Consider the following 14667-nt stretch of genomic DNA (forward strand, 5'->3'; position numbering starts at 1 on the left):
AGGTAAAATTTCATCAATACATAAAAAATAAGGTTTATCTATATTTACCTCTATTTAGTAAAAAATCCGGATACATAATAAAATAGGATATTTTTTCTCTTTGTATAAATATCAACATTGTTTATTAATTTAAAAGTTTTATTGTTAATACTGTAAACATATAAATATTCTCCATCCTTTGAATAAAGCTTATCATCTTTAATACTTATTTGTCCCAAATTGTTTTCAAGAGTTACAACATCTTGTTCATTAGTCCCGGGGTCATATATAGTAATTTTATTTCCTTGCATTTGAACTAAATCATAATGAGATATTATTAATTTATTTTTATAATTTAATATTTGAAATGGATACCTTTCTTTAAGCTTTATGTTTGAAACAGTTTTATTTTTAATATTAAATTTACTTAAATTATAGGATCCTCGCTCAGTATCAGATACTTCATATTGGTTAGTAAAATAAATATCATCACCTATTTTAGTTGAGTAATTGTGGCCTTCACCACTTTTACTTATATCTATTATATCTGTAATCTTAAAACTTTTTGTATCAATTAAATACAAATGAGATTTATTTCCATCGTTATCTTTCTCCATTGCAAAAGCATATAAAGTACCATTATACAAGTCAATACGGTCAATATAAATCCCTTCCTTCGATATTGTTTTTACATTTCCCGAACGCTTATCATACCAACTTATTATGGATTCATTACTTAAAGTGTTTGCGCTGTAGATTGCTTTATCATTAACAGCAAAACTATTTATACCGTGCTGCTTCATATCATATGTTTTATATTTACTAGTTTCAGTATTATATTCCATAATTACAGTTAACTCTTTCTGATTACCTATTCCTTTTGGAACAACATACATATTCTTACCATACATTCTTGGAAGGTCAAATGACGAACCCATGGACCCTAATTTAATTTTTTGTGTTCCAGTTTTTTTTAAATCTTTATTGTAAAAAGTTAAGTCGCTTTTATTATCTTGTTCAGTTGTTTCAATTACTCCTATGTTAAAGTCTTTATTAGAAGTTGCTTTCTCTCTAGATTGTTTCATATGGAGTAAAAAAAGTAATACTAGTACTATTAACATTGATGCTATTATTAATATAAATGGTGATTTGAACTTACGCATAATCACAATTTCTCCTTCACCATAAACTTATAAAATACCCCCACTTTTAAAGCTGAGGTATCCAAATAACTTTTCTCATCTTTATTGAAAGTATAATAATAGGATAGTGTAAACATCATAAATTGCAAGGAATAAATAACCAATCGTTCTGTTAATCCTAAAATATTAAGTCTCATACCCATTCCTATGGGATTGGTTGCTCCTGTTAGTGTTATAACAATGGACATTATTAAAACAAACCTTCCGAGTTTTTTTATTTTTTCTTGCTTTAAGTATCCAACTGCAAGTATAAAACAGGATGAAATTGTAGTGAACATTACCACAACTGTTACTACGATGTGCATCCTATTTTGAAAATTCATAACCGTTTTATCACCCGTCAATGGAAAAAGGCTATAGCCAACCATGGAAACAATCTGCATAATCATCATCACAACATATCCTACTCGTGTTACCAAGTGATATTTTCTAAAAGATTTAATGATAAGTCCTGCCACAAATAAAATTGTGCAAATACCATATACACTTGTAAAAAATTTAAGGATTACAGCATTTGGAGCACCAACTGCTGTTAGAGAACTAATATCTGTTGTAATGGCATTATATTGTTTCCATAGCAAGTTTCCAATAATAGTATGTAGCATATATCCAATTACACCAACCATCCCCAGTGGCATAGATATTTTTTCAATTTTTTTCATTGGTTACACCCTCCCGATATTATCTTATTATTACATAACAAATTTATTAATTAATTATAATATTATTACCGTATACTGGATATTAAAAAATTACAGTAAGCTTAACTTTGAATCTTTTTCTGTAATTAATCTTATTGGCTTGCACGGATTACCGTATGCAATATAATTATCTGGGATATCTTTTGTAACAACGCTGCCAGCGCCGATGACTGCGTTATTTCCAATATGAACACCGCCACAAACCACCACGTTGCAAGCAATCCAAACATTGTTTCCAATGTAGATTTCCTTTGCGTATTCGGACATAGACACATGGCCATCCATATATTTCATGGCACTTCTCTCTTCCGAAATGAGTGGATGTGATGATGCCATGAGGGAAACGTTAGGTCCGAACATAACATTATTACCAATATAAATTTTACCATCATCTAAAATCGTGGTATTAAAGTTCGCAAAGAAATTCTCACCGATGAACGTATGACACCCATAATTAAATTGTATAGGGCCTTGGAAATAATATTTTTCTCCTATTTTTCCGATAAATTCTTTAATAATTGGCAGACGACTTTCATCATACTCTTCAAGCAAATTGAATTTCTGACAGAGAATATGTGCCTTATGCTTAATATCTCGAAGTTCTTTCGTACGGGCATCAAACAGCCTGCCCGCAAATATTTTTTCTTCTTCTTTCATAGTTTGCCTCCTAAAAATAATAGATTTAATTCACAGAATATAAAAGATTCATACGTCGTATCTTTTTACAACTTTGTCATAAAATATATATTTAATCATACCATAATTACCATGAATTATGTATATTTACAATTCTTTAAAAATGGGTAATAGCCTCAATATGAAAGTAACTCAATTGATATTGTGTTACTTTCAGAATATCAATACACTCTTAATAAAGTAAACCAATATCTAATGATATGAGCTGTCGCTTTGCTACCTTTTTTCAGGTTGCTGTCCAGGCCCCTTAGGCGATAGTATTTATCAAAATACAAATTTGAAGGATATACAAAGATGTAAATATTGGCAACAATAATATTGGTTTTATCCCTATAAAAAAGTAAAATATAATGATATAATCAATTATCTGAAAATTATAAATTACGAAAGGAATGGTTAATTATGAAGCCAAAATTAGAAAAAAAGTACGGGCTAATGACTGCAATAGCAATGGTTGTTGGCATCGTAATCGGCAGTGGTGTTTTTTTTAAGGCAGAAAAAGTATTAACTGCAACTGGAGGAAGTCTTCCACTAGGTATTTTGGCTTGGATTATTGGCGGTATTATTATGATTTCTTGCGCCTATACTTTTGCTGTAATGGCAACTAAATACGAGAAAGTAAATGGTATAGTTGATTATGCAGAAGCTGCTATGGGTGAGAAATATGGATATTATGTTGGCTGGTTTATGGCACTAATTTACTATCCAACATTGACATCGGTTTTATCATGGGTTTCAGCTAGATATACCTGCGTATTATTGGGATTTCCAATTACAGGTGGAGAGTGTATGACTATCGCATGTCTATATTTGATAGGTAGCTATGCTTTAAATGCATTATCACCAGTTTTAGCTGGTAAATTTCAAGTTAGTACAACTATTATAAAACTAATCCCGCTGATTTTAATGGGTATAATTGGGACAATCGTAGGTATCAATAATGGTATGACTATGTTTAATTTTACAACAGTAGTAAAAGAAGTAAATACTACGAATGCATTATTTACAGCAGTTGTTGCTACAGCTTTTGCATATGAGGGTTGGATTATTGCTACAAGTATCAATGCTGAATTAAAAGATGCAAAGAGAAATCTTCCACTTGCTCTTATTGGAGGAACTTTTCTAATTATGGCTGTTTATATTCTTTACTACATAGGACTAGCTGGAGCTGTAACAAACGAAGTTATGATGAAAGGCGGAGAAGCTGGAGCTAAATTGGCATTTCAAAAAACATTCTCCTCTACATTTGGTTCTCTAATATTTGTATTTGTTATTATTTCTTGCCTCGGAACTTTGAATGGATTAATGCTCGGATGTACTCGTGGTATTTATTCATTAGCAGCAAGGGGCTTTGGACCAAAACCAAAAATATTTAAACAAATAGATAGTGAGACTAATATGCCAACAAATTCATCTATACTGGGACTACTTCTTTGTGCTATATGGTTATTATACTTCTATGGCGCTAACTTAACAAACCCTTGGTTCGGATTCTTTTGTTTTGATTCATCAGAATTACCTATAGTTACTATTTATGCATTATATATTCCTATTTTTATTATGATAATGAAAAAAGAAAAGGATCTAAGCTCATTTAAAAGATTCGTAATGCCTATTATTTCATTAGCAGGATGCTTATTCATGATAATTGCTGCTTGTTTTTCTCATAAAATGGCAGTTGTTGCATATCTAATTATCTTTGCAATTATAATGGCTATTGGTTCTATGTTTTCGAACAAAACAAAACTTAATTAGAAGCTAATCTCTAATCAAATAATATTTCTAAAGAAGAAACTGGAAACAGTTTCTTCTTTTTCATGCAATTAGAAATTATGAAAAAGGAAAGACTCCACCTTCTATTTAAGTGTGAGTCTAACTGTCCTTCTGAAGTCGTTAATATTTCAGCATGGGTTATTATATCTAAAAAAGCCATATCAGTAGGTCTAAGCATTAGGGCTGCCATTATAATGCCTTATTTCCCACATATTTCGATATGTATTCTTAGTCTAAACAAAAAAACTAGCATTTATTTATCCTGCTAGTTTTTTCTTCATATTTTGATAGCAGGTAGCATTGCGAAGGCTTGGCTAAGCTTGCTAAAATAACTGAATAACCTTAGATCCACAACATTTTTTATATTTTTTACCACTTCCACATATACAAGGATCATTTCTTCCTATCTTAGGAGTAGAATTATTATTATTATCTGAATTTAATTCGTTTAAGGTATGTCCTTTTAATCTCCAAAGTCTAGTGTTATTTATAAAACTATTTATTTCTACTAATAATTTTCCAAGATCATTTCCACTTGCTACTTCCAATTCATCTATGATATCCTCTATTACCTTTTCTTTTTCATTACCTTGAATATCACCATATAAATTAATTATAACTATTTCAATCTCTGCATCTTCTAATTTCCAATTATTCTTTAAATACTTTTTTAACCTCATGCTTATTTTATTTCCAATTAAATATTCTACATTTGTAGCTTCTATCAGCTCATCCTTTTTTATAATACAGAAATCCATATTACTTGAAATATTCTCTCTTATATTAATAATATAGCTAATATCTTCTGGCTCAATCATTGAGTTACTAGCTATATTATCTTGCACTGTATACTCACCATAATAATCTGCACCACTTACAATTATTTCGCAAATATCAGTTTCATCTAAATAATAGTCAACATAATTATTTAGCATTTTTATAAAATCTTTCATAAATACCACGCCATAGTTATAGGTCATTCCCCAACACAACTTTACTAGTTCTGTATTTTTAGTTAATATTTTTCTATACTCATCATTATCTAAAGATTTTATAGCATTTATTGTTTCATTTGGCATGATTAAATATATATGCTCGTCCCTCATAGCTACAAATACAAATCCATATTCTAAAAAATATTCTGGATTTGATGTAAAATTATAATCTTCAAAGGATATATACCCCTGGTTTTCAGCTATGCTTTTTAAAAATTCATATCTTTCACTATCAATTAAATATAGTGCTTCAGTTATTTTCTCTTTATATACCTCTAAAAGTCTTTCTACTAATTGTCCTTTATTAAACTGAGATACCTTTTTAACATTTAGAATCGATGCTATTTTTAATAGTCCAATTTTTGTATTACATTTTAATAATTCTCCTAAATCATATGTAAATTTTCCTCTTGTTGCTTTATTAAACATTTCTTTTGCTCTATTTTCAATTTCTAAATCCATACTATTCATTGCACTATGTAAAATAGGTTCAGAATTTCCTTCATAATCATTTATATCAAATTTATCAGCCTCTATATATGGACCTACATCCTTTTGCCTCTTTGTTTTAGTTTTCTTAAACTTAAAATTATTCCCTGGCAAGTACTCTTTTTCTGTATCTCTGTCTCCTACATATCCACAAACTCCATCTCTAGGAGAATTTGTATATTCCAGTTCTCCTACCATATCTGAGTCTTCTTCTAAACACTCTTCACAAAAAAACTTTTCTTCTTCATAATCAAAATATTTTGCCTTTTTATTACAATTTGCACAAAAATTTCGTATTTCCTCATTTCTAGCTAATATTTCTATTTGACTATGATTTTCCCCTGTTGAATATTCCTCTATAACCTCAATTTTTAATGTAGTAGTAAAACCAAAATCATAGTCATATCTAAATTTATCACCTACAGAAATTATCTGTCTTAATTTGAAATCCATTGTTTCGTCATCAGAAAAAAGTTCAACTTCTTCATTCACTGAAGAATCATAGTTTACGTCATTTATATTGAAACTACTTAAGTGTCCACAACATTCTAACCAAATATTTCTTAAAAAACTATCCAAATTCTTTAAAGTTAAATCTATATCTATAGTTATATATAAACAATACTCTTTTGATCCACACTGCGGAACTATAGACAAAATATATTGCCTCTTAGTTTTTTTAGAACTCGCCATAGCCTCTTCTATCTTTTCTTTTCTAACTTTACAACCTTTAACATGCCTTTTAACAGTTCTTTCTGATAATTTCTCATTGCAATAATAACATCTACCTTTCAAATCTCATCTTCTCCATTTCTTTTTCTTAAATTTAATAATATTATAAGGGCTATTATTAGTTTGCTGTCCAAACTAGGCTATATCCATACCCCTTATATAATCTTTAACCTCATTAAGTTCTAAACTTGAGGCATTTATCGCTTTTTATAGCTTCTAATCTTTCTATAATTCTAGGTCTAAATTTATTTACATTATCTGATGTCTTCAATCGATGATAACCTTTATCCACAATATTCTGAGCATAACCTTAAAAGTGTAGTTTCATAATTTCCTCAGGTGTCTTTTTAAGAGTTATTTGATCAATATATTTCTTTATTAATAGAAGACAAGATGCTAAAAAATTTAATTGGAAGAACATCAGTTTCGTCTTGATTTAATATATATATCAATATCTTCCACAATATATTCTTGCCCTGTGGCATGAAGCACATCATAAAAATATTTGATATATCCGAACACATTGTAATTATTAAAAACGGCCAGGGCAGCTTTACCCGTGATACAATGTGCCTGCTTATAGCTCTCAAGGCAAAATACTGTGAAATCAATTGTTCTATCCATGACTTCTCACCTCACACCTGCGGAAAAGTTATATTTCCGCTATTGTTTTCTTCCAAAAAAGTTCAAATAATTTTTCCGTGTTGTACTGCCAAACTTTTGTTTCCTCTCACTCCAGCATTTCATAAAGATGAGAAGAATAAAGATTTGTAACAGCCTCCCTACTCGATAACTTTAATTCAGTCACAATTTTCTCCACAAGCGCAGAAGATATGATGGGAATCACAGCATCAAATTTACTTTTCTCCATTACTTTCTCCTTCCAAATTTTCACAATGGTCAAATATGCAAAACTCCAATGATTTCTCCGTATGGAATAGTATCTGATCAAAAAGCTTCTCAACTTTTAAGCGTTTTAAAGCTTCTTCTTTATCCAAAACACCAGTTTCAAAAAGTTTTACAGTCAAATATACATTATCGTCAGCAACGGGTCCAATTACAATATCATATTCTTCTGGAATTTGTTTTGCTAACAAAAATTAGTAACACAGTGGACAATTTCTGTTTGCTAAACTCAAAAACAGTCTGTCAGTTTTCATAATTGCATAGACTACAATTTGTTTACTAGTCTCTAAATCTCCATTTGCTAATTTACTAAGTAAAAATTAATCTAAATTCTTTAATCTTTTCAATATTGTTGACGCAACCTCTTTTTTTCGTGATTCAGATTTCATTTGAAAAATATTATCTTTAATAGCCATATTTATTATTTCAAACTCTTTAAATCCTTGTAAAACAAGACTTGGAACCTTTTTTGCTTCTGTATAAAGAAAGGACATAGCTTTAATCGTAGACCTATATTACTCTTTCCATTTTTAAAATACTGATAACCATCATTGTTTTGAATATATTTCAATTCTTAGGTTGATGGCCCTGTGTCTGGAGCCTAAAAAGGGAAGTATCAAGTCTTGAAAATGAAACATTGGATATGAATTTAATGAAAACTATTCTTACATGTCCCCTAGGAGATAACTGTAAGTTACTCTCCTTACTATCATCACCGTTTTAATATCTTACATTGCTCTATTAATGTTCTCAATCCAATTAACATCTTCACTCGAGAAGTAATTTAAGAAACTCCCCCAATTACTACTCCACATCATATTATCATCAGTAAATAAAGTAGATGCATGCCGTTTCATCAAATTGTAGTTTTCTATATTTATTTTATCAAATAGTCGTTTGCGTTGTGCTTCTTTAGCTCTATAACTACCGATCCCAGTTAAGTCTTTTATATATTGTTTATTAACTTCTTTTTTATGGGAAGTTAATCTTACATCGCGAAAGTGTAGCAAAATCACTTGCATTGTACATGGATTTGCATATATAACTACTTGATCAGATATGCCATCAACACCATGAAAAAAATCAATTTTACTTTTAATAGTCTGGTAATCTTCATAAGGTTTTTTATCTGTATCACAAAAAACAAGCACTATATCATAAGAATCGCTCATATACCTTTCTTGATATCTTGCTGGTATATTGCCATTTGCTTCAGCGTTAACAGTATAGAATTTGTAAGCCTTGTGCCATACATTTAAAGAAATGATTTTTTCGATATAATCATATTCTTCATAACCCTCGCAGATAATACATACTTTCTTTTCATATGATATTTGAGGTATCCTTTTATTCATGTTCTACCTCCAACAATGTATTAATAAGTTCTGGATCTGGTAAAGCACCTAGAAGTCCCTTTTTGTATTTTTCTATAATATTTGTTGTATCACGAACACCGTCATCATTGGCTGTAAAATCAGCTAATGAGTATAGGTAAACACCTTCATCATCTTTGTCGATAAACCATATTTGCTCTTTTCTAAAAAGTTTTTTACAATCCATTAAATTTATATCATGAACTGAGAAAATGAGTTGTGCTTTTGTATTTAATTCATTGTTAAACATCGAAACTATTGCACGTGTAAGTTTAAAATGAATGCTACTATCTATCTCATCTACAACTAATATTTTCCCCTTTTCTAATGCTTCTATAATGTAACTAGCGAGTGCTGCAATCTTTTTTGTACCTGTTGAATCAAATATCATGCTTGGTACAGGTATACCTTTATATACCGATGTTAATCGAATTTGATCCATTATTTGTTCTGGAATATCAAGAGCTTTCTCTTCCGCTTTTTCACCAGCATTTTGCGAAAGTTTTAAATTTAATTCAGTTTCACCCAAATACTGGAAATTTTCCATATCAAGATCCGCATTTTTTATGAAATTTACGATTTTCTCTTGAGTTTTATTTCTGCTCTTTAATAAAGTTATTGTTTTCTCCATAGGAATATTGTTCATATCCACCACTTCAATTCGATTAGCAAATGTAATTAAAGTATTTTTAATACTTTCAAAGCTCTCAAATTCTGTTGCATCAATCAAGTGTATAAGTATGTTATTTTTAGAAGTCAATTTCATTAGGTCTTCAATTGATTTATTTTCAAAAAAATACTCTTTCTTCTCTGTATCTTTTAGCAATTTAATTTCTTCTCTTTCATTCCCATGTTGATCTGTAATTAATTCAGAGAATTTTTCATAAATAAATTCTTTGTTTTTTGTATCATACTTAAAATCAAATGAATATTTTCTAGAATTTTCTAAAAAAGTTACTCCTAACTCAGATATTTCACTTTTATTAAAAATATTAGAACGAACATTTATTTTTTTATTTATTAAAACATCTTTAATATTACGTATGCATTTTAACAAACACGTTTTCCCAACATTATTAGGTCCATAAATACCTAATGATTTTAATACATTAAAATTTTTTTCTGAATGTACGTTATACATAAACTTTTTTTGTCTCATGTCAGCCTTTAGTGAAAGTTCTGTTCCTTCTGAAAAAACAAAACTGTTATTAACTCTTATACTTATTATCATAGTGACCTCCAATTTTTTATATGGTTAATACTTTAATTATACCATAAATAAAATATTTTATGCTAAATAACAACACGAAATATTTTTATCGGTCCGTATTTAATATACTACAATAAAAAAACAGAAGAAATTAGCAAGTAAAATCTGTTCGCATACGCTTCCATATTTTACAATGGGATCGCACCGACAACCTAATAAATGTAAAGAAAACGTGTTTCACAATAAACATTTCTACTCAACTTATTCTCATTTAAATCTTAATCTAACAGGTCCCTCTAGCCATGTCTCTGCTTTATTACTTTCTTTTAGGTGACTGTCCAGACCCCATAGAAGAAACTGGGAACAGTTTGTTCTTGCTTATATGATACAAAAAATACCTAGTAATAAAACTTCACTATATTATCAATTTCTTTAGCAAAATTAGGATGTTTTAACTTATGTTTATTAATCACTCGCCGTACCCGTGGACGATTATACCGCTGGACAATAATAGGGTATATGTTAAGAAATACATTAAAAAATATTAACCATATTGTTTGCTTAAATGAATATGCCATACAAACATATACGGTAATGATTGCAATTATAATAGCTATAATTACGTGTCCAAATTCAGAAGTCCGGGTTCTGTATTCATAATATTCTAATAAAACTAAAGATTTTCTGATAGGAGTTTCCTTTTTTCTACTTCTCTCCCAATTACTTAATACTAGTAATTTTCTAAAAAGACGAACTCCAAGATACTTGTATATTTTACCTTCATCCTCAATACGGTGACAATTAAAATAAGATGATTTGAGTTCCGGCCTCAATAATGTTTCCACTATAGACATCCAAATCATCAGTAAGAAGTTTAGTGAAATACCATATGTTAAGGAACTCATCCTCATAAAAGGGAATAGAATTAAAAACCCTACCCCACCTGTGGTCGTCACTACAATAACACACTCGAGAAATGTGTTTTGCTTTACTTTGATCATGTCGCATGCACCACCCTTCTTAATTTCTAAGTTAACGTCCAGCCAGATTTATGACCAGAGCCACATAAGTTTGAAATAGTTTTTATAATTGCATCATAATTAAGGAAATTCCTTGTTACGTTTTTCAATATATGCTACTTAACTATTTACTTAAACACTATGATTGATATTCTATAACTGTCATTGGATTATGTTTTAACGACGAAAAAACTACCAAACTCTATGTTTCAGCAGTTTCCTCGCTGGCTGTCGCTTTGTCCCCTTTTTTAGGCTGCTGTCCAGACCCCTTAGGCTATCAAATCCTTAATAATCTCTCCTACATCATATTTGAAATCATGGTTACACTCTTTATTATGAAATTCTACGAAACTTCTGTTTCTATTATTTAATACAAATAATGCCCATTCTTTTGATGGTATTGCAAATTTCTTTACAGCTAAATTTTCATCTTCGTAAATGTTATGCGATAGACAGAACTCAGTAATTGCTGCAGTTCCTCCATATATAGTTGCAACTCTTTTCGCCATCAATTCTGCTTGACTCTTTACTGTTGTGCAGTAGAATCCTTTCCCAAAGTCTTTATACTGTCTGCATTTCTTTAGATCAATATTACAATTATAATTAGAGCCGTGATATAAAATCATTGTATAGTACCCCCATTATTCTTAGATACTATGACCATATCATCTACAGCCTCATCAATACTTAAAGTATGCTCTATTTCATAATTATTTAGTAAAAAATTAATGGCTTTATGCTTATTAAGATAATTAAAAGCTTCTTTTCCATTTATATTTAACCTATCTGCAAATTCATTGACGCAAACTACCATATACCTAACTTTATTTAACTCTCTATCTTTTAACATCTCAATCACTCTCGACTATTAGTTTATATACTATTATTATAGTTAATTTTCTATTTAATAGATACCCAAATTTATTTTTATGTGAAATGAACATCAAAATCTGAAAGTCTATATTGCGTCCAACTCAATTCGCTATGCAGTGCGTAACGATTATAAAACTTATCCTTTTAAATTTATTTCAAGTTGCTCTTTATTTCTTAAGGATCGCACAAGAACTGTTCTATCCTTAAATCATCACCTGCGGTGCTGCAACATCTTCACAGAAGATGTGGATCTATGTCAATATCTTAGACATAAAAAGTCGAACTTTTTATGAAGCCTTTTTAGCCAAATCTTCACACTGTTGAGGAGTAATATATCCAATACTACTATGTATCCTTTTTATATTGTACCAAGCTTCTATATATTCAAATATTCCTAATCTTGCAGCGTCATAATCAAAATATTTAACATGGTAAACTTCTTCTTTTTTCAATGAGGCATGAAATGATTCAATGCAAGCATTATCATATGGGCAACCTTTGGCACTAAATGAGTGTTTAATAATTTTAGTGCTCTATATATATCCTTTAAAAGCGGAGCTTGTATATTGGCATCCCGAATCGCTATGAAGTATTAGAGGCTTAGTTGGTTTTTGTAGCTGTATACCATTTTTAACAGCCTGTAGGGCTAATGTAGTATCAATGAATTTAGACATAGCGTGACCTATTATTTTTCTGCTGTAAAGATCCATGACTGATGCTAAATAGCACCATCCATCTTTAATAGTGTGGATGTAAGTGATATCAGTTACCCACTTTTCATTAACTGTAGTAGCTGTAAAATCTCTTTTTAAAATGTTTTCCTGCTCTATTATTTTATTTTTAGATGAAGTTGGTCTATATTTTTTTACTATTAAAGATCTTATCCCCAATTTTTTCATCAATCTTTGTTTTCTTTTTAAACTAATAGTTATCCCCAGTGCATTTAGTGATTTATTTATTTTAGGAGCCCCATATCGGTTTTTGCTTGTGCTGTGGATATTTATAATTTCTTTTTCTATATTCTTGTTTTCAATTTCTCGCTTGCTTGGTTTCTTGTGTAAATGATTGTAATAAGAGCTTCGTGCAACACCTAAAACCTCACATATTAGTTTGATATCATGATATTTTTTGTTGTTAGCAATGAATTCAAATACAGTAGTTATTTCCTTGCGAATATACCCATTGCTTTTTTTAATATTTCAACTTCTTCTTCAAGCTTAGCATTTTTCTTTAATAAGTTTTTGTATCCTTCTGCTGTTAAAGTTATATTTTTATCCACAACTATTGGCTTATTTTTATTTATCCAACCTGTTACCGTTGATTTTGAAAGGGCATATTCACTGCTTAACTCTGCTAAGCTTTTTCCAGAGTTATATAGCTCTACTATTGTGTTTTTAAATTCATCTGTATATTGTTTTTGACCTCTTGCCATTATAAACACATCCTTATCTTATTTATATTTTAATGTGTTCGGCTTTCCGTGTCTACAATATTATACTAACACAAATGCATTGACGACTTCAGAAGGAGATTTATACCCACACTGAAGTTTTCTATTTGTTAGGGTATGTGACTCCCACTTATAGAATTGGGAGACTTTCCTTCTGAAATGTCGTTAAAGTATACATCTTTTATATAATTCTCTCGTCCCATGGACCTTATCCTATTTATATTTTAATGCGTTCGACTTTCCGTATCTACAATATTATACTAACACCATATGGAGTGCAGCATGTATAAGGTTTTTGCTGCAAAATATGAATCCACTGTCCACAAAATTAGAAGAAAATACAATCTCAATGGAAGGTTTGTAATTATGTACTCATCAAAAACGGTTCTAAGGTTATCACTTTCTATAATGGTGGATTTAGAAGAAAAGATTTCGCTGCTAAAGATAAAGATAAAAATAAATTCCCTATACATGGGAGATACCCTATACCTAAAAGTTTAATATCTCGGTTGCTTTCAAATAGATGTGAATGGTGTTTTAAGTTTTCAAAAAATATTGAAGTGCACCATGTAAGAAAGTTTAAAGGTTTAAGAGGAATAAAGAACTGGGAAAAAATAATGATAGATAAAAATAGAAAAACGTTAGTATTATGTTGACAAACTCCGGGACTTAAGTGTTGTGAAGCGATCTTTTAAGGAAATATATATGAATGTTTTCAAGGGGAAAATGACCTTATATAAAATAGTTTACCGTATATTATTCTCTATTAATCCATATGGTATAAACTCTAAGAAAAAAGGTAAAAACACAGCTACTTTAATCTTGCAAAGCATTGAAATTTCCGAAGTTGATTTTAGAATTATTATTAATAAATAATCCCAATTCTCATTAATATATATCTGCAACCCTATTGGTATATTATTGAATTATAAGGTTTATGGCCATGGCTATGGGGTCGGACTCCGTTACATAAATTGGTAACGCAGTGGACAATTTATGTTTGCTAATTTTGAAAATAATAACTATTTACCCTTTCTTACACTTATTTCTACAAAAGAACTATATTTCCTGATTTGTTTTGCAGAGAAATCCGTCAAAAAGGTCATCGCTAGCAAGTAACCTGCCTACCAGTGATGACCTTTTTTCTCTTACTGTTAAAAATAAATATATTAAAATTCATACGCATGCTCCAAAACTATCACTTATGACCTCTTTAATTTAAGCACCCTTGCAGACGTGAACTTTGAATTTTCAACACCATTCTCTATT

At 30.0% G+C, this 14667-nt stretch carries 16 protein-coding genes and 3 pseudogenes; 4 read left to right on the forward strand and 15 right to left on the reverse strand.

Features of this window, described 5'->3' with window-relative positions; all coding sequences use genetic code 11:
• Positions 1–50 precede the first annotated feature (50 nt).
• The 3 genes from KTC92_RS07385 to KTC92_RS07395 all read right to left on the reverse strand — a co-directional run bounded on the left by KTC92_RS07385 (position 51) and on the right by KTC92_RS07395 (position 2539).
• A complete protein-coding gene (locus KTC92_RS07385) occupies positions 51–1142 on the reverse strand; it encodes a hypothetical protein (RefSeq protein ID WP_220287009.1) in 1092 nt (363 codons plus the stop codon).
• 2 nt (positions 1143–1144) lie between these two features.
• Complete coding sequence (locus KTC92_RS07390; RefSeq protein WP_258280738.1) at positions 1145–1843, reverse strand: DUF998 domain-containing protein; 699 nt, start codon at positions 1841–1843, stop codon at positions 1145–1147.
• Between the two features lie 90 nt (positions 1844–1933).
• Entirely contained in the window at positions 1934–2539 is a 606-nt protein-coding gene (locus KTC92_RS07395) for a sugar O-acetyltransferase (RefSeq protein WP_220287010.1), read from the reverse strand.
• A gap of 441 nt (positions 2540–2980) precedes the next feature.
• Between KTC92_RS07395 and KTC92_RS07400 the strand changes: the two genes are divergently transcribed.
• Positions 2981–4333 carry an APC family permease gene (locus tag KTC92_RS07400; protein WP_220287011.1) on the forward strand — a complete coding sequence of 451 codons (1353 nt, stop codon included), beginning with the start codon at positions 2981–2983 and terminating at the stop codon, positions 4331–4333.
• A 10-nt stretch (positions 4334–4343) separates the two neighbouring features.
• Here KTC92_RS07400 and KTC92_RS07405 read toward each other — a convergent pair whose 3' ends face one another.
• From KTC92_RS07405 to KTC92_RS07455, 12 genes and pseudogenes are all read right to left on the reverse strand, one after another.
• Positions 4344–4541: a hypothetical protein gene (locus KTC92_RS07405; RefSeq protein ID WP_220287012.1), complete on the reverse strand. Its 198-nt coding sequence runs from the start codon at positions 4539–4541 to the stop codon at positions 4344–4346.
• A 133-nt stretch (positions 4542–4674) separates the two neighbouring features.
• Positions 4675–6630, reverse strand: coding sequence for an SEC-C metal-binding domain-containing protein (locus KTC92_RS07410; RefSeq protein WP_220287013.1), 1956 nt, complete (start codon positions 6628–6630; stop codon positions 4675–4677).
• 112 nt (positions 6631–6742) lie between these two features.
• Positions 6743–6865, reverse strand: a pseudogene (locus tag KTC92_RS18660) (Wadjet anti-phage system protein JetA family protein); the annotation flags it as partial.
• 122 nt (positions 6866–6987) lie between these two features.
• Positions 6988–7191 (reverse strand): DUF3791 domain-containing protein, encoded by a 204-nt coding sequence (locus KTC92_RS07415; RefSeq protein ID WP_220287015.1) that lies wholly within the window; start codon positions 7189–7191, stop codon positions 6988–6990.
• Between the two features lie 233 nt (positions 7192–7424).
• Positions 7425–7664: a DUF3990 domain-containing protein gene (locus KTC92_RS07420; protein ID WP_220287016.1), complete on the reverse strand. Its 240-nt coding sequence runs from the start codon at positions 7662–7664 to the stop codon at positions 7425–7427.
• A 3-nt stretch (positions 7665–7667) separates the two neighbouring features.
• Positions 7668–7976, reverse strand: a pseudogene (locus KTC92_RS07425) (BrxA family protein).
• Between the two features lie 225 nt (positions 7977–8201).
• A complete protein-coding gene (locus KTC92_RS07430) occupies positions 8202–8828 on the reverse strand; it encodes an RloB domain-containing protein (protein WP_220287017.1) in 627 nt (208 codons plus the stop codon).
• Positions 8821–10077 (reverse strand): ATP/GTP-binding protein, encoded by a 1257-nt coding sequence (locus KTC92_RS07435; RefSeq protein WP_220287018.1) that lies wholly within the window; start codon positions 10075–10077, stop codon positions 8821–8823. Before KTC92_RS07435 ends, KTC92_RS07430 begins: the two co-directional genes overlap by 8 nt.
• Positions 10078–10454: 377 nt before the next feature.
• A complete protein-coding gene (locus KTC92_RS07440; protein ID WP_258280739.1) occupies positions 10455–10961 on the reverse strand; it encodes a hypothetical protein in 507 nt (168 codons plus the stop codon).
• Between the two features lie 383 nt (positions 10962–11344).
• A complete protein-coding gene (locus KTC92_RS07445) occupies positions 11345–11701 on the reverse strand; it encodes a DUF3990 domain-containing protein (RefSeq protein ID WP_220287020.1) in 357 nt (118 codons plus the stop codon).
• Positions 11698–11925: a DUF3791 domain-containing protein gene (locus KTC92_RS07450; RefSeq protein WP_220287021.1), complete on the reverse strand. Its 228-nt coding sequence runs from the start codon at positions 11923–11925 to the stop codon at positions 11698–11700. The genes KTC92_RS07445 and KTC92_RS07450 overlap by 4 nt, the downstream gene beginning before the upstream one ends.
• A gap of 310 nt (positions 11926–12235) precedes the next feature.
• Positions 12236–13380, reverse strand: a pseudogene (locus KTC92_RS07455) (IS3 family transposase).
• A gap of 300 nt (positions 13381–13680) precedes the next feature.
• Between KTC92_RS07455 and KTC92_RS07460 the strand changes: the two are divergent.
• From KTC92_RS07460 to KTC92_RS07465, 3 genes are read left to right on the forward strand one after another with little or no spacing between them, the layout of a single operon-like run.
• Positions 13681–13899, forward strand: coding sequence for a hypothetical protein (locus KTC92_RS07460; RefSeq protein ID WP_220287022.1), 219 nt, complete (start codon positions 13681–13683; stop codon positions 13897–13899).
• A gap of 8 nt (positions 13900–13907) precedes the next feature.
• Positions 13908–14054, forward strand: a complete 147-nt coding sequence (locus tag KTC92_RS18665; protein ID WP_375294758.1) for a hypothetical protein — start codon at positions 13908–13910, stop codon at positions 14052–14054.
• A gap of 49 nt (positions 14055–14103) precedes the next feature.
• The gene (locus KTC92_RS07465) at positions 14104–14274 is read left to right on the forward strand and encodes a hypothetical protein (RefSeq protein ID WP_258280740.1); all 171 of its coding nucleotides are present in this window, start codon (positions 14104–14106) and stop codon (positions 14272–14274) included.
• Positions 14275–14667: the final 393 nt, after the last annotated feature.

It is taken from the genome of Clostridium sp. CM027, assembly GCF_024730565.1.
In the GTDB taxonomy this organism is placed as follows: Bacteria; Bacillota; Clostridia; order Clostridiales; family Clostridiaceae; genus Clostridium_AD; species Clostridium_AD estertheticum_B.